This window comes from Putridiphycobacter roseus, from assembly GCF_003234935.1.
GTDB lineage: Bacteria > Bacteroidota > Bacteroidia > Flavobacteriales_D > Crocinitomicaceae > Putridiphycobacter > Putridiphycobacter roseus.
This window is the reverse complement of sequence record NZ_QKSB01000006.1, coordinates 235,225-260,344: the sequence shown is the minus strand read 5'-3', so window position 1 is coordinate 260,344 and position 25,120 is coordinate 235,225. Positions and strand designations below refer to the sequence as shown.

Below are 25,120 nucleotides of genomic sequence, written 5' to 3'. Positions count from 1 at the left end.
AGTAATAGTGTCGGGGATAAGGATTTCAAATAGCTCTAAATCATCAATAAACAAGTTGTAACCATTGTCTTGCGTTGATGATACTGCATGCGTTAAGCCAGTGATTGATATTGATGTCATATCCACAGTCGGAGTAAAAACTAAGTCAAACTGTTCCCAATTATTAGGTGCAACGCTAAAAGTGTCTGAAGATAAATGTTGCCAATTGGGATCAATATTGGTTAGTAGGTGTTACGTTTGGAGAGCATGTCGGTCTGCCAAATAGTTCAATGGTAATTGGTGTTGGCATGGACTGGTAACCCTGACTATGATAATGGTTCCCTTTTATTTTTAAAATGTAAGTACGATTTGCGAATAAACTATCAGTAAGACAAACGCTCGCGGCCATTGCTCCATATTGAATTTGATTAGACAAAGTGTTACCATTTGAAATGTGAAAATGTATAAAATTCATACCATCTGGAACGGTTGGAATTAAGGTAGGTGCACCTATAGTGTTAGGATGACATAAGCTGTAAACATAAAAATTTCCTGAACTTACTTCCCAATTCAAAACATTATTATGGCCATAAATATTACTTGAAACGCAAGACATCCAAATTTCAAAGGAAGGGTTTGGAATAATATCTCTTTTTACAATACAAGAGCATTCTTCATCTAACAAATCAACCAAGCCATCTCCATCATCATCAATGCCATTGTTACATATTTCTTGGGCGGAAAGATTCCCAAGCGTAAATAGTAGCAATATGAGTCCTGCAATTTTTAACATTCAATTGCTAATTTACTAATTTTTAGTTAATAGTCAATAGTCAATAGTCAATAGTCAATAGTCAATAGTGGTTGAAATATAGTTGAAAAATCATTCAAAATTGAAAAAGTAGATAGTAATTAGTGAATAGTTTTTGTTATTTGATAGCTCCGGAGTTGGGTGTCAGCTTTCGTAATTAAAAAGGTTTAACTATACGAGCGCATAACATTTTTATCTTATTTATGTCTTGATATTTTTATCTAGCTTCTAGTATCTAGCGTCTAGTTTCTAGCTTCTAGCAATTAATTTTTCACCTCCCATCCCCGATAGCTATCGGGGCCCTCACTTCGGCAATAGCTCAGTACATGCCTCAAGGAGGGAAATACTGTGTGCTTTGTCTATTGTCTAGGCTCTAGCTTCTAGCGTCTAGTATCAAGCGTCTAACAATTAATTTATCACCTCCCATAGTCCCTCACTTCGGCGTAGCTCAGTACGGCGCCTCAAGGAGGGAAATACTGTGTACTTTGTCTAGTGTCTAGCATCTAACATCACAGCCTTCTAATATCGGCACCTAAATTGTTTAAACGAATATCAATGTCTTGGTACCCTCTATCAATTTGTTCAATGTTGTGAATGGTTGATGTGCCTTCTGCTGACAAGGCAGCAATTAATAAAGAAACACCCGCTCTAATATCCGGAGAAGTCATACTGATTCCTCTTAAGGGTTGTTGTTGGTTTAAGCCAATTACAGCTGCTCTGTGTGGATCACATAAAATTACTTGTGCGCCCATATCAATTAATTTATCGACAAAGAACAATCTAGATTCAAACATTTTTTGGTGAATCAAAACAGATCCTTTTGCTTGAATGGCGGTCACTAACACAATGCTTAATAAATCGGGTGTAAACCCTGGCCAAGGCGCATCAGAAATGGTTAAAATTGAACCATCAATAAAGGTGTCTACTTCGTAACTTTCTTGTTTAGGAATGTATAAATCGTCTCCGCGCAATTCCATTTGTATGCCTAATTTCTTAAAGACGTTAGGTATGATTCCTAGCTCTGGATAAGCCACATCTTTGATGGTGATTTCAGATTTGGTCATGGCGGCAAGTCCAATAAAACTACCAATTTCAATCATATCAGGCAATACCCTATGGTAGCAACCTTTTAACTCTTTAACACCTGTAATATATAATTTGTTAGAGCCAATTCCAGTGATTTTAGCCCCCATGTTGTTCAACATTTTACACAGCTGTTGTAAATAAGGCTCACAGGCAGCATTGTAAATAATAGTTTCTCCCTTAGCCAATACTGCAGCCATTAAAATATTAGCTGTTCCAGTTACAGAAGCCTCGTCGAGGTGAATATAGGTGCCGACTAATTTTTTTGCCTCTACGGTATAAAAAAATGTTTTTGGGTTATAATTGAATTTCCCGCCTAATTTGGCAAATCCTTCAAAGTGGGTGTCCAGCCTTCTTCTGCCAATTTTATCTCCTCCCGGTTTAGGTATCAATCCCTTTCCGAAACGAGCGAGTAATGGTCCAACAATCATGATGGATCCCCTTAAGCTTGCAGCTCTTTTTGCAAAATCTTCCGTATCCAAATAGGCTAAGTCAATATCCGAGGCTTTAAAAACGTAGGTACCACGTTCTACTTTTTCAATTTTAACACCCATCACTTGTAATAGGTTAATTAATTTATTGACGTCAATAATATCAGGCAAGTTTGAAATCGTAACTTTCTCTCCTGTTAATAAAACTGCGCAAAGCACTTGTAATGCTTCGTTTTTTGCACCCTGTGGTGTCAACTCCCCTTTTAATGATGTCCCTCCTCGAATTTCGAATGTACCCATATGGCTTAATATCTTTTTCTGTTGTTACGGTTGTTGTTATTTTTATTCTTTCTATTCTTATGCTGCGTATTGTTCTTTTTTGGGCTATCGTAATCCTTTAAAATTTCTTTTGTAGGGGTTAAAAAGCTGACGTCAGTAAGAATAATTTTACCTTTTGAGATTCTTTTTAAATGCTGAGATATAATTTCATCATCAATTGAATCTGTATTGTATGCCAGGTGGAAACGTTTCATGGTTTCAGCAATCACTTTGATCAATGCTTCCCTTTCTTCACTTGGTTCCTTGTCGGCTGCAATGGCTATCATGTCTTCCACGGTTTTACCGTAATGACCAAATTGAATGTCTTTTACTGGATATGCAACCTTTGCAGGTTTTTCAGCTAATTTCTCTCTGGTGGGTAATGGGTATGGTGAGTCTACATCTAATTGGAAATCAGAGATGATAAATAAATGTGTCCAGAGTTTATGTTTGTAATCTTCTTTATCTCTTAGGTGCTTGTTTAACTCGCCCATTACGTTAATAATAGCCAAAGCTACTTTATTTCTTACAGTTCTATCTTCAATGGTAATTGCAAAATCGACCATTTTTTGAACATTTCTGCCATATTCTGGTATTTGCATTTTTGGTCTACTTGTATTGTATTCCAAATCAAGGGTGTTTTCCATATTTCAAAAATACATATTTTTAAGCTATAATTACGCGCTTTCTGGCGGAAGATTTCTAACATTTGAACTTTAATAATTCAGTATTATTAGTAATATTTACTTAAATTAATACAATTCCTTATCTAAAATGAGTATTTCGATTAAATTTGTAACTGAACATGGGTAAAATTGAAATAAAAAATAAAAGAGCCAGATTTGAGTTTGAGTTTTTGGATGATTATACAGCCGGTATTGTTTTAACCGGGACTGAAATAAAATCCATTAGAACTGGAAAAGGAAGTATCATGGAAGCGTATTGCGTACTACAAGATGGAGAGTGCTTTATTAGAAATATGTTTATTCCTGAATATGACAATGGTTCTTATTTTAACCATAATCCAAGAAGAGACCGCAAGTTGTTATTAAAGAAAATTGAACTTAAAAAACTGGAAAAGAAACTCAAGGATAAAGGTTTAACCATTGTGGCTTCCAAGTTGTTTATCAGTTCTAAGAATCTTGCTAAAATTAATATTCATTTAGCGAAAGGTAAAAAATTACACGATAAGCGAGAAGATTTAAAAACGAAAGATGTTAAACGCGATTTAGATCGTGTAATGAAAAAGTATAAATAATATGGCGCTTTTTAAAAAGAATATTTTTGGGCAAAGTATTTTTGTGAAAAAAAATATCATTCGGGTATTGGGATCAATTGCATACGCTAGGTTTAGATGGTTATACAAAGTTGACATAAAAGGAGCGGAAGTTTTACAAAATCTACCAGATAAAAATGTGTTATTTATTTCAAATCATCAAACTTATTTTGCAGATGTAGCTTTTTTTCTACATGTTTTTCATGCGGCATTAAATGATAAACCTAATGCACTTATTTTTCCTGGTTTTATAAACCCTAAGCACAATATATATTATGTCGCTGCTGAAGAGACTATGAAGTCGGGTTTATTACCAAAATTATTAGCCCTTTCTGGTGCCGTAACTATTAACCGTACCTGGAGAGCCAATGGTGAAAATGTGAGAAGAAAAGTAGATAGAAAAGAAATTGATAACATTGATTTGGCCTTGAAAGATGGCTGGTTAATTACTTTTCCGCAGGGAACCACTAAGCCTTTTGTAAAAGGAAGAAAGGGGACTGCTTTTATCATTAAAAAGCATAACCCCGTAGTTGTTCCTATTGTTATTGATGGGTTTAGAAGGGCATTCGATAAAAAAGGATTGAAGACAAAAAAAAGAAAATCAACCCTTAAAATGGTGGTTAAAGAACCTATCTTGTTTAAAGAAGATATGAATATTGACCAAATTATGGAAAAGTTGATGGATGAAATTGAACAAAGTGAAAAATTCTCCTTCTTCGACCAAGCGAAAAAGGAGAATGTTTAATTAGTATTGCGCTAAATTCAATTGCTTCGTTTTGGAATGACTCACAGTGTAAGTTAATTTAATGGTTTTTGTTTCCTTGGCTTTTAACTTTAAATTCCAATCTATAATCCCAGTCACTTCATTTAATTTACCTTTAGATAATTCTATCGCTTCAATGGTTATTTCTGAAGTTTGTGCAACTGGTATTTGGTCTTGTAATTTTATATTTAGTGTACTCGATTTTTGGTTTTTTATTTCAATTAAATAAGCATAAGTACGCAAGGTTTTGTCTCCAATTATTCTTGTTTTGGAATCGTCCTTTAATAAAGTTCTTTTCACTTGAATATTTTGATCTTTTCCTAAGCTTAAAGCCAAACTATCGGCCATGGTATTTGGGTTAATGTACGTTTCACCCAAGTATGTTCCATCATGGAAAATGGTGGCATTTCCAGGTATTAAATTTAAATCCCCTAAATCGCTTAATTCTGCAATTAGGTAAGCAGATGGGTCTAATTTTGGGACGGTATAAAAACGATAATCGGTTTTTAAATTTTCTTTTCTGACCAATACCATGTGCACTTCGTTATTAGATTCTATGGTGTATGGTAAACCAATATCGTAATTAACGGCTATCAATTGTTTTTGTATTACCGTGTGATTATAAGCATAGTCTGCGGATATAGCTACTTCATCCTCTTCCATGGATTCTGATCTGGAAAGGTTTATCTTTTTTCCAGTTCTAGTGGGACTCACTTGTACTTCATTTAAATTGTACTGTGGTGGAACAGGACGGTTGAAATTTACATAATAAGGCGATAATGTAGGTTTGGTTTTATTAGTATACGGATTGGTAGTAGATAAGGTAAGTGGTATGTTTTCCCAATTTACTCCTGTGTTTTGACGTACTTGTGCTTTATATGTTAAATCTACATTGCTTTTAGTAGAATTGCTCCTGATATCATATAAAGGTGTCCAGCCAGCATCTTTCACCAAGTAGGATATGTTTAACCTGCCATTTGTGCCGTTTTGTGAAATCAAGGTTACCACAAGCTTATGAATAGCAGCATTGCTTTTGGGTTGTATAAACTGTGTTTTTCTTTTAAACTCATTGAGTTCATTAATTCTTTGGTTGATTCTGTTTTTTGTTTTTTGAATTAATGCTTGACTTTTTGTTACGGATAGTAGTTCAAGATTTAAAGTGTTCATTTTTAAATAATGAAAGTCCATGGCATCTCTCAATAATGGAATAGAGTCGTTTACTTTGCCAATACCTTTAATAGCGCCATTGTTGGTTAATATACTAATTTGGCTATTAATTAAGTTTAGTTTATGTTGATTTGCCATAATGAGATAATCAATTTCAAATATGGAGTCATTTAATAGGTATAATTCACGGTCCATTTTAGGAGTAGGAATAAGTGTCCCTTGTGGAATAGGTTTGGGATATGTAACCGTGTATTTAGAATCTAAAATGGTCATTTCTCCCGTACCTTGAACTTGTATGCTTTTTTGATCAATTTGCGGACTGATACCTTCTAGGATAATTTTTGTTGTCCCACTTTTGATGGAGAAATACGCTTTCCGGTGTATTTGCGCACCTTGTTGGTAGACGGTTACTTTTTGAATAGTTGATTTAATAGTTTTTTCAGTGGCTGCCATGCTATAAAGCGGAAAGCAGCAGAGTAGGAATAGGGATATATTTTTCATGGTATTTAGTATTTAACTTGCCTACCATTGAAGAGGGAAAAGGTTCAGATTAATGCAAAAAAAAAGCCCCGACAAGTATCGTCGGGGCTTTTAAAAAATATTTTAAAGACTTATCTGTATTTTCCTAATCCTTTAGGACTACCGATTCTATCCATGGCACATCTGAATCCAATCATAGAAGAAGAACGGTCTTCGTCTAAGAATCTTCTGTTACCACCAGCAATCCAATAAGCTCTATCGTTCCAAGAACCACCTTTGTAAACTCTTGATTTATCAGAAATCAAAGTCGTAGGCCAACTGGTTCTGTTATTAGGTTTAATTAAATCCCCTTTTAAGTTGAACTGTTCGTTTTTATTTTGGTACATCACTAAGTCTCCATCTCTTACGCCGTTGTTGATGTCTACTTTCATACCATCTTTTTTGTCGTAATATAAAGAAGATTGGAAGTCACCATCTTCGAAGTTTTTGTAATCAGAATTTTGATAGTTTCTTCTGTTGATGTTTTCTTCTGCAGTCACGTCTCTCCATTTTAATCTACCTGGTGTATTTAAAATATAATCCGACATTCCTTTTCTAAGCATTGGGATGATATCAATAGGGTATTCGTTACCAATTTCATCTTCTCTAATTAATACTAAACTTGCATTGTCAGATACACCTTCAAAAATACCATCAAATATTTCAGTCTGAATAATTTCAGAAGCCTCCATAGAGAATTGGTTGTTTTCTTTATTGATTGCTCTATCTACAATTCTATTAATCTCTTGCAAGATTAAAATTTCTTGGTCGTACATTCCGGCTTTAAAGTTACCGTTTGTATCTAAACCTCCAGAGGAAATAAACACTTGACTTGGTTTACCAGAATTGTAAGTAATATCATTTTTAGATTTATAATACATTCTAGATCCTTTATTCAATACTGTATCTGCAGGATTATAATCTTTAGCAGAAACTCTTTGGAATCTAATTCTTTCAAATTCGTGTAAGTATTCTTTCAAGCCATGTACATCATATAAAATTTGTCTGTTTTTCTCCACAATACTACCATTGTTTCCTAAAACTTTAGTTTTAAATACATTTCCTCTAAATGGTCTAAAAGAATTAAAATCTTCCGAAGACATAGGACGGTATACATCCATTACCCATTCAGAAACGTTACCAGCCATATTGTATAAGCCATAATCATTTGGCCAATAAGAATCCACCGGTACAGTGATATCACCAGCATCATTTAAAGCACCTGCAGCTCCCATATAGTCACCACGTCCTCTAATAAAGTTGGCTCTAATATCTCCTTGAAACTCTTCTTCATCTTGTCTAACCCAGTGGCCAGTCCAAGGATAAGTTCTTTTATTTTCAATAACACCTGGATCTTCAGGGTTAGTCATTGATCCAATTAATCCATAATAAGCAAATTCCCATTCCGCTTCAGTTGGTAGACGGTAACGTGGTAATAAAATACCATCTTCCATTCTTACGATACGCGTTCCTAAATCTTTTTTCTTTCCAGACCATCCTTGCGTAGGATTTAAATCATCAATCTTACGTTCTTTCCCATCTCCTGGGTGATACTGATTGGTTAAATAAGCCTCCGTTGTAAATGGATCACCTGCTTGATCAGGATTCATTACAAGTACACCCTCACGGATTAAAATATATTCGTTTACTCTATCTGTACGCCATTTACAAAAATCATTTGCTTGGTTCCAAGAAACGCCAACTACTGGATAGTTTTGGTAAGACGGGTGTCTTAAGTAATATTCAACATAAGGTTCGTTATAACCTAATGGAGAACGCCAACAGTTTGTATCTGGTAAAGCATTTCTATAAATCATAGGAAACTCTGCATAGGTTCTTCTAATCCAATATAAATATTCTAACCAGTTGAAGTTAGTTACCTCAAATTGGTCAATATAAAAGGAAGAAACAGATACCCTTCTAGGTGTATTATTCCATTCATAGGTAACATCCTGTTCTGAACGACCCATGGTAAAAGTACCACCTTCTACTAAAATTAAACCCGGACCAGTCTCTTGGTCAACGTCAGGCACCTTTTGGAAACCACCCATCTTAGGGTTGTTAAATTCCCAACCAGTAGTTGTTGATCTATCTTTAGCACAAGAAGCAATTCCTATGGCTAAAACGACAATCAATAAAAATTTATAATTTTTCATACTTTACTATTTAATTATAAAATCAATTTTACTTTATAATCTAAAACTTTTATTTAGTTACAAACTTAATTAAAAAGATGGACATGATATTGTCCTATATCTTTTTGTTTTCTTTTTACAGTTTAATACATAACCCAATGATAGTTCGTGAGAACCGCCACTGTTGTTCGTTAATGGGGAGGTTGTGATATCATAACTATACCCAAAATTAAACCTATCCATCTCAAGACCAAGTGTTAAGATGAAAGAGTCTCCTTCTCTCCACCAAATACCGCCGGTTAAGATAGAATATTTATAGTACAATCCAAGGTTTAATTGCATAAAACCATCTTGGTAAGTGTAAATGATATTTGGTGAAATGGACGTTTTACCACCGAATGGTGAATCTCCAGGGAAATTAATGGTTGATCCAGCGTGGAAAGTATAATGAATTGGCATTCTAGCATCTCCTAAAATCATGGACTCTTGTGGTCGGTTAAGGTGTTTTGCTGCCGCACCAAAATAAAAGTTTTTAGAGTAAGCTACAAAGCCAGTTGATACATCAAAAAATCCTCTAGTCCCCCAGTTGTTATCTAATACATTTCCTCTTGGCTGATCTCCTGTTCTATATACAAACCCTCTTCTAGGATCAATTTGATCGCCAAAACTTAATTCGCTCCAATTAATAAATTTTTGATTCCAAGTCCCTTGTGCTCCTAATAAAACTTGAAATTTTCTACTCACTTTCCAATGATAAGAATATACTAAATTTAAAGTCGACCAATTAATCGTGTTTCCTCCGGCCATATCGTTGGTTACCATTACAGCAATACCACCATTAACGGATTCAACATATTGATCGTAAGAAAAACTATTAGTGACATAAGCTCCAGAAATAGAAGGCCATTGATTTCTGTGACTCATTACAAATCTAGGACAGTTTTTTGCACCCGCAAAAGCAGGATTTAAATAGATAGGATTTGCGTAAAATTGCGTAAATACAGGGTCTTGCGCCAATCCTTTAAAGTGAAAGGTGACAATAGTGAGGAGAAATAAGATGAAGTATTTAAAATTAAATTTCATTAGAATAACTCTAGTTTGTTGTTTATTACGCTTTTCTTTAAATAGGGTTACATTAAAAAAGGGGTAAATAACATTTAAGCTGCAATAATAACTATTTTTGTCCGTTTAAGAAAGTAATTCTAAAATTTTTAAATCTAATGTTGATTCGTTTTTCCTTATTATTTTTATTTACATGGTTAATTAACTGTTTTTCTGTCGGTTTGTCTCAAGGTTCGGATTTGGAACTAATGGTGGATTGGGATGCAAGAACAGGCGCTTGTGCCAGTTGTGATTTTAATAAGGAAACGCATCAAATGCAAGCTTATCAGACGGTACCTTTGAATTATAGAGGGAACCAATCTTTTACTTATGAATTGGTAGGCATAACTTACGAGTCTACGATTTATAATACCATATTCACCGGCTTGGTTTTAAGTGATTCTCCCGCACTAGATATTCAATTTAGCAAATCGAGAGGGCAATATTTTCTGGCTAGTAATTTTACGCCTTTGGTAAATTTAAATGGTGTCGTGAAAAGAGTTAAAACCATTAAAATTAAAGTAATAAATACAGATCTTCCAACCAATATGGACAGGGCACATGTGTATGCGGCAAATTCTGTTCTAAAAAATGGTAGTTGGTATAAAATGGGGGTTAATAAATCTGGTGTTTTTAAAATAACAAAAAGTTTTCTAGAATCTTTGGGGATAAATACAGCCAGTCTAAATCCTAACCACATTAATATATATGGTAATCATCAATCGGAATTACCCCTTAATAATGATTTGTACCATCCAGATGACTTGGTGAAAAATGCCATTTACATAGAAGGGGAAGGGGACAACGTGTTTAATGAGAATGATTATATTCTTTTTTATGCTACTGGTCCTATGAAAGAAACGGATATAAATGGTGTTGGTTTTAATTATACTTTAAATGATTATGACAGTTTAAGTTATTATTATATTGGTATTGATGGAAGTGTGCCCTCGAAAAGAGTCCAAAACTTGAACACTGCAAGCGGTGTGGCAAATAAAACAAGTACGAGTTTTAATGAAGTTGCCTTTTATGAAAGTGATGCAATTAATTTATTGCAATCTAGTCGTTTGTGGCTAGGGGAGTCGTTCGAAATTTATCAATCACAAGATTTTACACTACCTACACCAGGTTATATTGCTTCAAGTCCGGCCTTGTTAAAATGTAAAGCTGCAATTTATTCGCCAACAGGAGCCAGTAATATCAGTGTGTTATTAAACGGTCAAACTATTGGTTTAGTAGATGGTTTGCAGACTTCAGGTGCCTATACCAAAGCCATTCTAAATATTTTGGATGCAAGTATTAGCTTGAGTAGTAGTACTACTGTATTTAATTTAAATTTTAACCAAAATGGTGATCCTTCGGCAAATGCATGGTTGGATGCGATTCAATTAAATTATAGAAGAAGCTTGTCGAATGCAGCAGGTCAAATACGTGTTAGAGATTGGGCTAGTGTAGGTACGGGTGATATCACCACGTTTAATATTTCAAGCCCTGCAAGTGGAACATGGGTTTGGGAGGTAACAGATCCTTTTAACATCAAAAAAGCTACTACCACTACAGTAGGGAGTCAATTACAATATAAAGTCAATACAGATAGCTTAAGAACATTTGCTGTATTTAGTGCCGCACAAGCTTACCTTCCTATCGGTATTGGGGCTATTGAAAATCAAAATTTGCATGCGAGTGAACAAGTAGACTACTTGATTGTGAGTCATGCTTCTTTACTTTCTGAAGCAAATAGATTAGCTGATTTGCACCGTGCGAATGGTTTAAAAGTACAGGTAGTGGATGTTCAAAAAGTGTATAATGAATTTTCTAGCGGCATTGCTGATCCAGTAGCGATACGGTGGATGGCAAAAATGTTTTACGACCGTGCTAATGGTAATCCAAATGAAATGATTTCTTCCTTACTTTTATTCGGAGATGGCTCTTATGATCCCTTGAGAAGAATGAAAGATAATGATGCAGCTAATTTATTACCTACGTACCAAGATCCTGGTGCAACGACAAATGACGCATACATTACCTTAACTAGCTCTTATACTTCGGATGACTTTTTTGGAATATTAGATGATTTGGAATCTATGAGTAAATATGATTTAATGGATGTAGGAGTTGGCCGGTTTCCAGTTTCTACCTTGGCTGAGGCTACAGATGTTGTGAATAAGATACAACATTATATGCAATATGGCTCAAGTTTATATAGTAATACAGCGGGTGTAAGTTGTGATGAAAATGGTTATGCAAGTTCGCTTGGTGATTGGCGGACACGTTCGGTTTTAATATCAGATGATGAAGATAAAGGTAAGTTTGTTTACGATTGTGAAAGTTTGGCAGATACCATGGCGAATATTTACCCAGAAATGAATGTCGTTAAAATTTATTTGGATGCGTTTCAACAAGAGTCTACCTCTTCAGGACAACGTTACCCTGAAGCAGAAAATGCCATCAATCAAATTATTAATACAGGCGCATTGGTCGCTAATTATGTTGGACATGGTGGTGAAAGTGGACTTACTGCAGAAAGAGTGTTATCTATTCCTACTATTCAAGAATGGACTAACATTAATAAACTAACCTTATTTGTATCTGCTACTTGTGAGTTTAGTAGATTTGATGATCCTGAATTTGTGTCTGCAGGTGAAATAATGTTAATTCAGCCTTATGGCGGGGCTATTGCATTGTTGACCACTACAAGATTAGTGTATGTTACTACCAATAGTAATTTAGTAAGGAATCTTTATTCTAATCTCTTTAAATTAGAAAATAATAAGCCACTGACGTTAGGAGAAATTATTCGTCGCTCTAAAAACTTAACCGCTGGAGATGAAAATATTCGGAATTTTACCTTGTTAGGGGATCCAGCATTAGAATTAGGTAGGGCGTTACCGAATATTAGGACGACAAAAATTAATGGTGTTTCAGCAGGAAGTTTTACGGATACCTTAAAAGCCTTAAGTAGGATTGAAATTGAAGGGGAAGTGACGGATGATGCAGGTAATTTGGTTTCTAATTTTAACGGTATAGCATACCCAACTGTCTATGATAAAGCGATTGTTAGAAAAACCTTAAGTCAAGATACAGAATCACCTGAGATTGAATTTGAAGATAGAGTGAGTCAATTATATAAAGGAAAATCAACCGTTGTAAATGGTAAATTCAAATACTCGTTTATTGTCCCTAAAGATATTAATTATGCCTATGGTAAAGGGAAGTTAAGCTACTATGCAGAAGCAGATAAAGTGCAAAAGATTGGTTTTGATAGCAGTGTCGTAATTGGGGGGGTAGATCCTAATGGAATTGTCGATAATCTTGGGCCTGAAGTTGGTTTATTTATGAATGACGAAAACTTCGTAAATATGGGGATTACAGATGAAAGTCCAGTGTTTATAGCAAAAGTCTCTGACGAAAATGGTATAAACACTACCGGGAATGGGATTGGACATGATATTTCTATAGTGATTGACGAGGAAACAGCTAGTCCTATTATACTCAATAATTACTATGAAGCCGACCTAGATACATATCAAAGTGGAGAGGTGAGGTATCAATTTTTAAATTTAGAACCCGGTGAGCATTCCGCTAAGTTTACCGTGTGGGATGTAAATAATAATTCCTCCGTAGAAACTATTAGGTTTGAGGTTAAATTAAAAGAAGAGGTGGCAATTAGTCATTTATTAAATTATCCAAATCCTTTTGTAAATAGAACAGAATTCTATTTTGAACACAATCAGGTTTGTAACCAGTTAGATGCAAAAATCGAAATTTTTACTGTGTCGGGTAAATTGGTAAAAAGTATTATCCAAACCGTAAATACAAATGCTTTTCGATCGGATGGGATTGTGTGGGATGGCACGGATGATTTTGGAGATAGAATTGGGAGAGGTGTTTATATTTATCGATTATCTATTGAAACAGATACGGGTGAAAAGGCAGATAAATTAGAAAAACTAGTTATTTTATAAGCTGCCAACAATAAAAAAAATATTTTGACGTATATTTGTAAACTTGTTAATCACAAAAAATGAAAAAAAACATAATAGGCTTATTGGCCTTAATATTTATAAGTGAATCTGTTGCCCATTCTCAAATAATAGACGATAGCAAAGTGTTTCAATTAAATACGATTACAACTGCTGTGCCTTTTTTAATTATTGCACCTGATTCAAGATCAGGAGGAATGGGAGATGCTGGTGCTGCAACCACACCTGACGCGAATTCATTCCATTGGAATACAGCAAAATTAGTTTTTTCAAAAGAAGAAGCAGAAATTTCTTTATCTTATTCTCCATGGTTAAGAGGACTTGTAGATGATATTAAGTTATCTTATTTAGCAGGTTATAAAAAAATTGGGTCAAGGCAAGTAATTGGTGGTTCATTGCGTTACTTTTCATTGGGAAATATTTCTTTCACTAGTGCAAACGGAACACCGCTTTCTGAATTTAATCCTAATGAATATGAGATATTAGGCGGGTATGCTTTAAAATTGTCAGATTATTCAGCGGTTGGAATTAATGCAAAATTTATTTATTCTAATTTAACCGGAGGTGTATCTAACAGTACTAATATAGCAAGCGCAGGTATAGCAGGAGCAACAGATTTATCTTATTCTTATATGAATCCAGATATTACCGTGGGTGCTTTTAATTCTACTTTGTCTTTTGGTGCTGCTATTTCTAATATTGGTAATAGAATGTCTTATACTGATAATGAAGATCGTGATTTCATTCCAACTAATTTAAGATTAGGAACGGCTTTAAAAATAAATTTAGATGCCTATAATTCTATATCTGCTACTGTTGATTTTAACAAATTATTGGTACCAACTACACCATTTAGAAATCCTGATGACCTTACTGAAATTATTTCAGGTAAAGACAATAATGTTGGGGTGGTAAGTGGTATGTTACAATCTTTTTATGATGCGCCAGGTTTGTATTATAAAGATGAAAATGGGGAGTACCAAGTGGAGAAAAATAGTCGTTTTATTGAAGAATTAAGAGAGATTAATATTGGTGGTGGTATTGAATACTGGTACAGTGATATCTTAGCGTTTAGAACAGGTTTCTTTCATGAAAGCGCTGTAAAAGGAAATAGAAAATACATTACATTTGGGGCAGGATTAAAAGCTTACTCTTTTGGTTTAGACCTTTCTTACCTAGTTTCTGTTACACAAAATAATCCATTGGCAAATACCATTCGTTTTTCTTTGAGCTTTAAATTTGGTGATAATAATTCTGGACCATCTAAAGTAGGGGAAAACTAAAATGTTAAACATTCGTACTGGCTTTGGAATCGATATTCATCAATTAGCGAGTGGCTATCCACTATACATTGGTGGTGTACTTTTAACTTCTGAATTTGGTGCCGTAGGCCATTCTGATGCGGATGTTTTATTGCATGCCATCTGTGATGCTTTATTAGGGGCAGCGAACTTGAGAGATATAGGGTATCACTTTTCAGATACAGATCCGAAATACAAGGGGATTGATAGTAAAATATTATTGAAAGATACTTTTAAATTAGTCAAAGAAAAAAAGTATAAACTTTCTAATTTAGATGCGACGGTATTACTAGAGAATCCAAAAGTAAATCCACATATTCCAGCAATGCAAAAGATAATTGCAGAGATTTTAGAGGTGGAAGAAGATGCCATTTCGATTAAAGCAACACGTGGAGAAAAAATGGGATATATTGGTCATGGAGAAGGTATTCAAGCCTATTGCTCTGTTTTGATTTACCGAGATTAATAGAAAGGGATATCAAAGCATGTATAAACTTCTTGGCATCTTATTTATTTTTTTCAAACTCAGTTTTTCTTTTGCGCAAAACTATAATTTTCAATATTTAAATAACAAAAATGGGCTGCCACAGTCTCAAGCCTATGCGGTGTGCTTTGACACCAACTCAATAGCTTGGATTGGTACACAAGGAGGAGGAGTTGCAATATATGATGGTGAATCATTCAATTACTTAACCCAAGAAGAAGGTTTAATCTCCAATAGGGTTTATCATATTTCATTAATTAATAACCATATGTATATTGGTTGTAAAGGAGGAGTTTCTGTCTTTGATATGAATTTTCAACACTTGTACAACTATGAATTTGAAGAGGTCGGTATACTTGCTCAAGCCATCTGTTCTTTCCATAATTCAATTTGGATAGGAAGTAATAAAGGTGTGTATATGCTTAAAAATGAGCAGTTAAAAAAACAGGTGATATTCCAGGATTTATTGATTTATTCCTTTTTTATCGAAAATAATAGTAAACTTTGGGTCTGTTCTGATGCTGGGGTGATTAACGTACAAAACCCAACCAATAGAATTAATAAAGCCAGAGGCTTAGGGAGTGAAAATGTGCTAAAAACCTTGCCTTATAAAAATGGCTGGTTAATAGCGACGTACGATCAGGGATTGTGGGTGTATGACACAGGAAATGGAATACATAAACTCAAAGGTTTTAAGGAGAAAATAATTTTACTGGATGTATTAAAAACGGGTAATGAATTGTGGATTGCGACCCTCAATAAAGGGGTATTTGTCTTTGATTTAACCACACAGATGAGTACACAATTTACAAATGAAAATGGCTTGTCTAATAATCACGTTCATTGTTTGGCTGAAGATGATTGGGGGAATAAATGGATTGGTACCAGCGGAGGAGGTGTTTCAATTTATAATAATTCACCTTTCGTAATGTACAATAAGTCAAATGGCTTAAATAATAATTATGTCTATTCTGTATGGCACGATAGCCGGCGTAATTTATGGGTAGGAACGCAAGGTCTGGGGGTAATGCGAATGAACGATACAGCTACTGTTCTTTTTGACGAAGAGTTAGGCTTTACTTCCGTTAAAACTAAAGTAATATTCGAAGATACTAAGGCTAATATTTGGTTTGGTACTGAAGGAAAAGGAATCGCTGTTATACCAGCAAATGTGGGGAAGGATACGGTAATTACATTAAGAGGAAATGGACTTTTAGAAAATTTATGGGTAAAATCGTTTACGGAAAATAAAAGAAAAAGTACCCTGTATGTTGGTAGCAGTCAAGGTATCTTTTATTTAAAGAATAACCGTCAAAACCATACCCTAAGAAAATTAAATGTTGATAGTATCCCCAATAGGATTAATGGGGTGCAATGGAATGATTTTGACGGGCAGCTTGCCTATGCATCAGCAACTGGAGCGGGAATTGTTTTAAAGGATAAAAAAATATTAGGCTTTTATCCAAACAAAACATTTCGTAATGTACTCGTAAAAGATTCCGTGTATTGGTTTGGTTCTGCTGAAAATGGCATATTAGAGGTGGTAATTAAAAATAAAAAAGTGGTATCCGAAAGATGGATTAATAAAAGTATCGGTTTGGCTTCTAATAATATTTACCAATTAACCTTGGATTATCCTTTTTTATGGATTGGAACAGAAAAAGGCTTAAACCAAATGAATATTGAAACAAAATTAATCCGGCAATTTGGTTACGAGGAAGGTTTTGAAGGGATAGAGACAAATGTAAATGCCAGTTGTAAGGATGCAGAAGGTAACCTTTGGTTTGGTACAACAGATGGTTTGTTTTTATATAGGTCGGGGCAATTAATTAACCAAGGACAAAATAGACCGCCAAAATTTAATTTTGACGATATTTCTGTTTTTTTTAAACCTATTGAACAGACTGTTTATCAAGAAAAGTATGAACAAAAACAACCAATAAGTTTTGCCTATGACGACAACCATTTGACCTTTAAAATAAAAGCACTCCACTATGCATTCCAAAATAAAATTCAATATAAATGGATGCTTAAAGGAGAAGATAAAAATTGGTCTCCAGCCTCAAAAAATAATAGTATTACCTATTCCAATTTAGTTCCTGGAGAATATACTATGCTTGCTAAAGCTGCTATAGATGAACATTGGGAAAATATACCACCAGTGGCATTTAAATTTACTATTTTAGCGCCATTTTGGCAAAAAACAGGATTCAAAGTGGCCTATATATCGGGCATAGTTTTTTTGTTGGGTGGCCTTATTTTTTTAATTGTAAATAGACAGAAAAAAAAGAATAAAGTACAGCTTGAAAAAGTAGAGTTAGAAAAATCTGTATTAGAGCTAGAGCAGAAAGCCTTGCGTTTACAAATGAATCCACACTTTATTTTTAATGTACTCAATTCTATCCATAATTTGATCATTTTAAATGATTCTACCAAAGCAAGGTATGCTTTGTCAAAATTTTCTAAATTGATGCGACAGGTTTTAGAAAACTCTAGGGAGAAATTTATTTCAATCGACGAGGAATTAACGACCATTCAACAATACGTTCAATTGGAAAAATTGACCAATGCTAATGATTTCGAATTGGTAGTAAATGTAGCTGATGAAATAGATTTGAATGAGCCCATTTTACCGCCCATGATGCTACAACCTTTTGTGGAAAATGCCATCATTCATGGTTTAAAAAATTCACCAAGACCAGGCAGTATACAAATTGATTTTAAACTGGAAAGTAACCATATATTAATGTGTTCTATCAGAGATAATGGTATGGGAAGAGCGGCGTCTAAGCAAAGTAATGCACAAAAATCGAACTACCATAAATCTACAGCACTTGAGGTAACCCAAGAAAGATTAGATAATTTAAATGGTGATTTTGAAAAGAAGAATTTTGAAATTATTGATTTAAAAAACCAGACAGGAGAGCCAATAGGAACACAAGTAATATTGCGGATTAAATTAGATTAACCTAATTCGATAAAAGGATCCCAAAATACCAATTTAAAATTCTCAATTTGGTCTCCGTTTACCACCACTCCTTCAGCCCTTAATAGTGCAGCCATAGTTTCTGGTGTTTCAAAATGCATTTTCCCGGTTAACAATCCATTTCTATTGACTACACGGTGTGCTGGTATGTCTTCTTTTTGACTGTGGGATAAGTTCATGGCCCAACCAACCATTCTACTCGACCTGGCAGCACCAAGGTATTTGGCTATTTGACCGTAGGAGGTAACTCTTCCACTGGGAATAACTTTTACCAAGTCGAAAATATTTTGATAAAAGTCTTTATCCATTTAGTCTAATTGTATTTTACAGTATTTGATCGCGTATCCCTTATTTGAAAAAATTGTTTCGTAATTGGTTTTGATATTTAGAACATTTTGTTCTTCAATGGGTAGTTTATCCATTAATTCATCATATAAGTGCCAAGAGGACATGAGACAATTGTATTGATATTTTTCAATTTCTTCTAGCGTGAATTCAAATAAAATATCACTGTCTGTTTTTAAGTGAATCGTTCCTCCAGGTTTTAATATTTTTTTATACCGATCCATAAATATTTTTGCGGTCAGTCTTTTGTTCGGCTTTTCTTTTTGAGGATCAGAAAAGGTTAGCCAAATTTCATCCACTTCACCTTCCCCAAATATTTCAGTAATAAAATCTATTTTGGTCCGAACAAAACTTACATTCTGCATTTTATTTTCTCTTACAAAGTCTGCACCGTACCAAATTCTTGCACCTTTAATATCTATGCCAATAAAATTTTTTTCGGGATTCATTTCAGCTAATGCAACGGTATATTCTCCCTTGCCACAGCCTAACTCTAAAACAATTGGGTGATCATTTTTAAAAAAGTCTTTGTGCCATTTCCCTTGCATTGCAAATCCTTCTTTTTTGAGCAAGTCAATACTTGGTTCAAAAACAAAAGGCATTGTTTTCATGTCAGCAAAATGCTTTAATTTGTTTTTAGCCATGAATTACAAAGTTTGATTTACATGATTTAAAAACAAAGCGACCTCTTTTAATAAATCGTGTTTTGCGGTAGTTTCTAATCCTGGCTCGTTTAAATATTTGTTCAATGCAATAAGTGGTGGCATTATTTTTTCTTCATCCAACTCTGCTTCTAAATTTTCAAAAATCGTAATACATTCCATAGCCTCCATTAGATCTCCGGCAATTGCAGTGTTTACAATGTCTTCTAAATAGGGCGTATAATCTAAATTTGAATTCCAAATACTACTTAATAGTATTTGATGTGCCGATTGATATTCCTTATTTTGTAAACATGCTATGACATAAGGAGGTACTTTTGTAGACTTTATAGTGTTTAATAAAGTTTCTATTTCAGATTTAATAGCATTATTACTGGTGCTGACATGTAATTTAACCAAGGGTTCAATTATCATTTCGTTACCATGTAATTTTAAAGCTTCAATGGCTTTAATCACTTCCTTTGGCTCGGAATCATTTAGTTTTCCTAATAATTCGCTTACTTTTTTATTTGGCTTTTTTGTTGTTGACATGGTAGGTTGCTTATAATAATGCAAAGATAATAAAAGAAAAAGCAAACCGATAAGCCGAGTTCTGTAATTTTATTGCTAAAATCCTTTGTCATTTATCTAGGCCTTAGGTCACCCTAAGGCTCAATCCATCCACCCTCCAAGATTAACCGGGTAGTTTCAAGCCTTGGTTTACATGATGTTTCAGCTCATAAGGTTTACCATGCCTTTCAAATCACTTTGAAAGCGGTGAGCTCTTACCTCACCTTTTCACCTTTTCCTTGGCTAGGCCAAGGTAGTTTAATTTTCTGCGGCACTTGCTGTATCCAGTAAACTGGACCCTTCCCGTTAAGAAGTATGATTCCCTTTGCTGCTCAGACTTTCCTCTTTACCCAAAGGTAAAGCGACAAAGTGGTTTGCTTTTTCAAATGCAAAGTTAATATATTTACTCTATTATTACTTTTTGGGAAAATGTATTTTCATTTTGAATAACCACTAAATGATAGAGGCCTGCATCAAATTGTGCCACAGGGATGGTAACGAGAGATTCCTTACTTATGAAATCCAGTACTTTTTGACCGTTTACCTTGTATAGCTGTATGGTTTTGTTGCCTTTTTCAGTCTGTATTGTTAAAAAAGTTTGGGCTGGGTTTGGATATACTTTTAATGTTTTGCTCGTTAACTTTTCTACTGCAGTAAAATCAATATTGTCTCTAAATTCTGCTTTAGTTACTTCTTCTCCTGTAAAACCAATACTTGTTTTTAAATAAAGCACCGGTATTTTATTATCTTTTGCTAACCAGGTATATTCAATCTCTTGAGCAGAAGGAACACCAATCCAACTTCCACCTGTCCCAGTTAAATCAAAGAAAACGGAGTCTTGATAAATTAATTGAGACTTTACACGAAGGACTTCAAAATTACCATATAGTGTAGATAAAGTGCCAAAACCATCCACTGTCGAAATTCGGGTTTGGTGTCGTTTAAACATGGCATTCATTGCTGGGTTTAGGTCAAAAAACAAATAGGAATAACCAGTCCATTGGTCGTTATAGTCTACTGGGAACTCGTACACCACATCAATTGTGTCAGCGGTAATAGGGACGTCGATTCCATTTAATTCCACCCCCAATCCAACTCTAGTGTATTGGCTAGTATTGATTTTGTTAAATGAAATCGGATTTTCAACGGCTATGGGTAGTCCTGCAGTCGGAACTGCACTAGCATCTTCTTTTTTATAATAAGAGGCGTCGTAATTTGAGCTGAAAGGGTTGTTGTATATGAATTGATAAATTATTCCCGCATCTTGTACATTAAAAAAAGTGTCTATTCTCTGGCTATCGACTTGCACATTGGTGTAATCCCACACATGGTTAGGTCCAGTGCTGTTAAAGTCTAAACTTGATAAGTCACCAATAACACTTATAAAGACAGTATCTGGCCCTTGGATAAAATCACTAGAATTAATGGTTATTTGAGCTGAAGACGAAAAGCCAATCAGGATAAAAAATAGATTTAATAATTTGCGCATTTTATAAAATTTCATATTTAAATGTTCCTTCAAAATCGGTTAATTCAATTTTATTTGTCATTGTTTTATCATACAAGGTAGCGTTGAATTTTGCGGTAAACTTCACTGAAATTGGTGAAGTAGCAGAGGCTTTAAAATATTCAATGTCAGATAAGTTAAATAACTGGTTATTGTTAGCTAAGGTGTTTTTTGAACTGTATTTTACGCCATCTAAGGTATATTCTAAGTAAACCGTTTGGAAATTATTGACTGTTGCTACTGGTTCACATTTTTCAGTGATTAATTCCCAAGCTAAATTTTGCATATGGACATTAATAATGGTAGCATAGGAAGTCGTATTATTCCTTTCATCTGTCAAGATATGGGTTAATTGGTATAATCCGTCATTTAATTCAATTTCACCATTTTTGTCCTCACTAATTAATGCGCCATCTACAAACCATTGGTGATTACCATTCATATTCGCATCAAATAAAATCGAATTCACACCTTTAGTTACTTTAAATTTAGCATTAAACTGGGTGGATTCAAAACCATAATTTATCATATAATCAAAAGTAGCGTTGCTCACCCCTTTAAATCTAACTGGTATATAATGAATTCCCTTTTCTTTTAAAGTTATTTCATCACTATTGACAAAAGCATTTTCTTCTTGGTAGTTGAAATATTGCGGTAAATCAATTGCTGTAGAAAATATAAATCTAAAGCATTGTTCTTGATTATAAAAAAAGGATAATGCATGTGCCTCTGCATTATAGTCATTTATCAATTGATACATTTTTTCAGGCTGTATCACAGAAATTTTTAAACTTTGCTTACTTTTTTTATGTTCTATTTTAGTATACATAGACTGTATGGCGTAAAATTTCTCAAGCCCTTCTGTCAAAAAAGTAATGGTATCATCTACTTCAAATGAAACTAATTTATTGTCAATCTTACCACTCATTTTATAAATGGGATCAATACTACCTTCAGCTATGTAATTTGGCTCAATTTTTTTGCATGCAGCAAAAAGTAGTACAAAGGATATAAGGAATAATAAATTTTTCATTAATTAAATAAGTGGTAAGTAAGGCCTATGTTTAAAGATAGGTTTTTATTATTTTTATGCGCTTCTTTAGAAGTTAAACCATATTCGCTAATAAAATTAGCACTAAGTGTTTTTGAAAATTGATAAGCAATACCATTGATGAATTGAAAATCGCGTAAATTGAAGAGATCGCTATTTCTTCCCCATTGATAGGCACTTGTATTTTCCTCGTTGTTTATGGTTTGTTTTATTTTAATTTGAGAGGTAACATATTGATCAATAGAAAATCCACTCATGATTTTAATTTTTTTGTTAATTTGGAATCCAGCAAGAATAGAGTTTTGCCATTTAATGATATTTTTGAATTCTAGATAATTTCCAACCCTTATGGTTTGTCCAGTAATAAAGTGTTCATTTTGAGAAAAACCAACGGTATAACCTTCTAAAGCTTCATAATCAAACCCTGTTTGTACTATAATGTTAAACATTTTTCTTTTACCTATTGGTTTGGTAACGATTAAATTTATGGCGTACCTTTTATTGAGTTCCCAGTTTTGTTGCGGCGTATTCCCTAATCCAACTAAAGCTTGCAGGGCTATGCTGGTTTTATTTTTTAAGGTAGAACTTGTGATAGGTATTAAGGTATTTTCAAATGGTCTTCGAATAATATTTTCTTGAATTTTAATCGTGTTTTTTATAGTTAAATAAGGAATTTCTGAATCGGAAATGCGCGTGGGTATATTTTTTTTGTTTAAGCTATAGTTTGCAGCTTGGGCGGCAAAATTTTCTTTTAAACTATTGGTGACAAAAGGTGTTTTTTCAAAACCTTTTACTACATCTATTCCGTCGGTGCGGGGAGCCTTATGGGTAGAAATACTGTGACTTGGTTTTAATTTTGAACTGGTCACTAAAGGCAATTTCTGTTTTAATTCCATTTTATAATTAGCATCTTTTTCCGCTACTTTAATCCTGTTTTCTGGCGCTTGAACACTAAATATTTTTCCTTTTCTAATCGTTATTTTATTGGCATCAATAGCTTGTGCGGAATATGGTGTAGGTAAATCATTATGGTGTTTTAAAAAATTACCTGAAAAGCCAATCAATAGTAATACAGCAGCAATTCCCATCCATTTTTTAAAAAATACAATTCGTTCTGTGGCATGTAGCATTTTTTGAGCTTCATTCCAATAAGTCGATTTATATTCAAAATGTAATCCTTCATTAATTAAAGCTTTCTCGGCTTCGTTCCAATAATAGGGTTGGTAGCTGAGTTTAGTAGCGTTTGCCGCATCTTGAAAATTAGCATCTTGTGTTATGGTTTTTTCATTTGCCAGAAATTCTTGCCAAATGGAAGGGTTGTATGCTTTTGTAGATTGCTTACTTGCTTCCACAAACGCTTGGTCAAGATATAGTTCATCTAGTTGGTTGAAAACATTTTCAATACCTCCTGAATTAATGTTATAATTCAATTCTGATTCTATGTTTTTGAACCGCTTATCCATTTGCCCACATTCTATTATTTTCGGCATCTCTTAAAGCGCCGACCATGATTTGAAGTTTTTTTCTAGCATTAGATAAATGCCACTTAGAAGTGCCATCAGAAATGGATAATAAATTTCCAATCTCTTTGTGTGTATAGCCATCAATTACATAAAGGTTAAATACTTTTCGCGAAACATCCGGTAATTTTTTTAACATGCCCATCAAGACATCTGTTTCTAACTTACTCCAAACTGTATTTTCAACTAAAGGTGATTTTACTTCTAATTCACGCTCAAACTCTTTGGTTTCTATGAGTTTTACATAATTTTTTGTTTTTCTAAACTCATCTATGATGGTATTTCTTACAATCCTTCTCGCCCAAGCTTCAAATGGGGAATTGTCGGCAAGTTTGTCCAAATTTTTACAAATCTTTACAAAGCTAATATTCAAAACATGTCTAGCATCCTCTTCGTTTCTATGGTAACGTGCACACATAGGCATCAGCTTCACATAACACCACTCATAAAGCTTTTCTTGTGCTTTACGGTCGTTTTTTTTACATAAATTGATGAGTGCTTGGTCTACCATTAACTTAAATTTACAAAAAAACAACCGACTTTCTATAAGGAAAGTCGGATTGTTTGAGTAAGAAGTGTTATTCACCTCAATACGGATAACCCAAAACCGATATCAAGGAAATATCATTAGTATAAACGGATTTGACTATATTTGGGTTGGTATAATATGGATTATTTATGAAATTATTTTTATTAAGACATGGGAAAGCGGCTCAAGGGGTTGAAAATCAAAAAGATTTTGACCGGCCTTTAAATGAAAAAGGGGAGAAGCAGATTAAGAAAATAGGAAAGTTTCTTCAAAATCAAGGGATAGAAAAAATCGTTTCCTCTTCTGCTCTTAGGACCAAACAAACGACTAAAATTGTGAATAAAGCACTGGAAGTGGAGGATGTTACCTTCGATAAATCTCTTTATTTAGCAAGTTCAATGGATATTCATGAGTTGATTAATGGTTTAGTGACTGCCAAAACAATGTTAGTGGTTGGTCATAACTATGGGATTTCAGAATTAATAGATTACTATACCGGTAACGCTGTTGTTCTTAGCACGGGATGCATGGCAATTATTGAGTTTGATGTTACTTCTTCTGCCCATTTTAGTCGTTTTGCAGGTACTTTAAAAGAAATAGTTTCCCCAAAAAATATTTAA

At 34.1% G+C, this 25,120-nt stretch carries 20 protein-coding genes and 1 other RNA gene; 7 read left to right on the top strand and 14 right to left on the bottom strand.

From position 1 onward, the window contains the following. Nucleotides 1-211 precede the first annotated feature (211 nt). The 3 genes from DNU06_RS11685 to DNU06_RS11675 all read right to left on the bottom strand — a co-directional run bounded on the left by DNU06_RS11685 (nucleotide 212) and on the right by DNU06_RS11675 (nucleotide 3,269). Nucleotides 212-772 (bottom strand): hypothetical protein, encoded by a 561-nt coding sequence (locus tag DNU06_RS11685; protein WP_111063517.1) that lies wholly within the window; start codon nucleotides 770-772, stop codon nucleotides 212-214. A 527-nt stretch (nucleotides 773-1,299) separates the two neighbouring features. Then, a complete protein-coding gene (gene murA, locus DNU06_RS11680) occupies nucleotides 1,300-2,604 on the bottom strand; it encodes a UDP-N-acetylglucosamine 1-carboxyvinyltransferase (RefSeq protein ID WP_111063516.1) in 1,305 nt (434 codons plus the stop codon). A 5-nt stretch (nucleotides 2,605-2,609) separates the two neighbouring features. After that, the gene (locus tag DNU06_RS11675) at nucleotides 2,610-3,269 is read right to left on the bottom strand and encodes a DUF4290 domain-containing protein (RefSeq protein ID WP_111063515.1); all 660 of its coding nucleotides are present in this window, start codon (nucleotides 3,267-3,269) and stop codon (nucleotides 2,610-2,612) included. A 158-nt stretch (nucleotides 3,270-3,427) separates the two neighbouring features. Between DNU06_RS11675 and smpB the strand changes: the two genes are divergently transcribed. Next, entirely contained in the window at nucleotides 3,428-3,880 is a 453-nt protein-coding gene (gene smpB, locus DNU06_RS11670; protein ID WP_111063514.1) for an SsrA-binding protein SmpB, read from the top strand. Nucleotides 3,881-3,923: 43 nt separating this feature from the next. Continuing rightward, a complete protein-coding gene (locus DNU06_RS11665) occupies nucleotides 3,924-4,643 on the top strand; it encodes a lysophospholipid acyltransferase family protein (RefSeq protein ID WP_233503019.1) in 720 nt (239 codons plus the stop codon). Here the strand turns inward: DNU06_RS11665 and DNU06_RS11660 are convergent, their stop codons facing one another. The 3 genes from DNU06_RS11660 to DNU06_RS11650 all read right to left on the bottom strand — a co-directional run bounded on the left by DNU06_RS11660 (nucleotide 4,644) and on the right by DNU06_RS11650 (nucleotide 9,565). Next, nucleotides 4,644-6,329, bottom strand: coding sequence for a DUF4139 domain-containing protein (locus tag DNU06_RS11660; RefSeq protein ID WP_111063512.1), 1,686 nt, complete (start codon nucleotides 6,327-6,329; stop codon nucleotides 4,644-4,646). It abuts the gene before it with no gap. Nucleotides 6,330-6,439: 110 nt separating this feature from the next. Further along, on the bottom strand, nucleotides 6,440-8,503 hold the full coding sequence (locus tag DNU06_RS11655) for an SUMF1/EgtB/PvdO family nonheme iron enzyme (protein WP_111063511.1): 2,064 nt from the start codon (nucleotides 8,501-8,503) through the stop codon (nucleotides 6,440-6,442). A 69-nt stretch (nucleotides 8,504-8,572) separates the two neighbouring features. After that, nucleotides 8,573-9,565 (bottom strand): PorP/SprF family type IX secretion system membrane protein, encoded by a 993-nt coding sequence (locus DNU06_RS11650; protein ID WP_111063510.1) that lies wholly within the window; start codon nucleotides 9,563-9,565, stop codon nucleotides 8,573-8,575. 137 nt (nucleotides 9,566-9,702) lie between these two features. On the opposite strand from DNU06_RS11650, the gene porU reads away from it, so the two are divergent. Genes porU through DNU06_RS11630 form a run of 4 tightly spaced genes read left to right on the top strand, consistent with a single transcriptional unit; the run spans nucleotide 9,703 to nucleotide 18,319 of the window. Then, nucleotides 9,703-13,548, top strand: coding sequence for a type IX secretion system sortase PorU (gene porU, locus DNU06_RS11645; protein WP_111063509.1), 3,846 nt, complete (start codon nucleotides 9,703-9,705; stop codon nucleotides 13,546-13,548). Between the two features lie 59 nt (nucleotides 13,549-13,607). Then, the gene (porV, locus tag DNU06_RS11640; RefSeq protein ID WP_111063508.1) at nucleotides 13,608-14,849 is read left to right on the top strand and encodes a type IX secretion system outer membrane channel protein PorV; all 1,242 of its coding nucleotides are present in this window, start codon (nucleotides 13,608-13,610) and stop codon (nucleotides 14,847-14,849) included. Nucleotide 14,850: 1 nt separating this feature from the next. Further along, entirely contained in the window at nucleotides 14,851-15,333 is a 483-nt protein-coding gene (gene ispF / locus DNU06_RS11635; protein ID WP_111063507.1) for a 2-C-methyl-D-erythritol 2,4-cyclodiphosphate synthase, read from the top strand. Nucleotides 15,334-15,352: 19 nt separating this feature from the next. After that, complete coding sequence (locus DNU06_RS11630) at nucleotides 15,353-18,319, top strand: sensor histidine kinase (RefSeq protein WP_111063506.1); 2,967 nt, start codon at nucleotides 15,353-15,355, stop codon at nucleotides 18,317-18,319. Here DNU06_RS11630 and DNU06_RS11625 read toward each other — a convergent pair. The 8 genes from DNU06_RS11625 to DNU06_RS11590 form a co-directional block, all read right to left on the bottom strand. Next, nucleotides 18,316-18,645 carry an MGMT family protein gene (locus tag DNU06_RS11625; RefSeq protein ID WP_111063505.1) on the bottom strand — a complete coding sequence of 110 codons (330 nt, stop codon included), beginning with the start codon at nucleotides 18,643-18,645 and terminating at the stop codon, nucleotides 18,316-18,318. The genes DNU06_RS11630 and DNU06_RS11625 overlap by 4 nt on opposite strands. Then, nucleotides 18,646-19,326, bottom strand: coding sequence for a tRNA (guanosine(46)-N7)-methyltransferase TrmB (trmB, locus tag DNU06_RS11620; protein WP_111063504.1), 681 nt, complete (start codon nucleotides 19,324-19,326; stop codon nucleotides 18,646-18,648). 3 nt (nucleotides 19,327-19,329) lie between these two features. Continuing rightward, the gene (locus DNU06_RS11615; RefSeq protein WP_111063503.1) at nucleotides 19,330-19,875 is read right to left on the bottom strand and encodes a HEAT repeat domain-containing protein; all 546 of its coding nucleotides are present in this window, start codon (nucleotides 19,873-19,875) and stop codon (nucleotides 19,330-19,332) included. 34 nt (nucleotides 19,876-19,909) lie between these two features. Further along, nucleotides 19,910-20,274: RNase P RNA component class A (gene rnpB / locus DNU06_RS11610), an RNA gene on the bottom strand. A 22-nt stretch (nucleotides 20,275-20,296) separates the two neighbouring features. Further along, a complete protein-coding gene (locus tag DNU06_RS11605; protein ID WP_158526884.1) occupies nucleotides 20,297-21,382 on the bottom strand; it encodes a T9SS type A sorting domain-containing protein in 1,086 nt (361 codons plus the stop codon). Nucleotide 21,383: 1 nt separating this feature from the next. Then, a complete protein-coding gene (locus tag DNU06_RS11600; protein ID WP_111063501.1) occupies nucleotides 21,384-22,433 on the bottom strand; it encodes a hypothetical protein in 1,050 nt (349 codons plus the stop codon). Then, nucleotides 22,433-23,914: a hypothetical protein gene (locus DNU06_RS11595; RefSeq protein WP_111063500.1), complete on the bottom strand. Its 1,482-nt coding sequence runs from the start codon at nucleotides 23,912-23,914 to the stop codon at nucleotides 22,433-22,435. The genes DNU06_RS11600 and DNU06_RS11595 overlap by 1 nt, the downstream gene beginning before the upstream one ends. Beyond that, on the bottom strand, nucleotides 23,907-24,482 hold the full coding sequence (locus DNU06_RS11590; RefSeq protein ID WP_111063499.1) for an RNA polymerase sigma factor: 576 nt from the start codon (nucleotides 24,480-24,482) through the stop codon (nucleotides 23,907-23,909). The genes DNU06_RS11595 and DNU06_RS11590 overlap by 8 nt, the downstream gene beginning before the upstream one ends. A 167-nt stretch (nucleotides 24,483-24,649) precedes the next feature. Here DNU06_RS11590 and DNU06_RS11585 point away from each other — a divergent pair, with 167 nt between their 5' ends. Further along, nucleotides 24,650-25,120 carry a SixA phosphatase family protein gene (locus DNU06_RS11585; protein WP_111063498.1) on the top strand — a complete coding sequence of 157 codons (471 nt, stop codon included), beginning with the start codon at nucleotides 24,650-24,652 and terminating at the stop codon, nucleotides 25,118-25,120.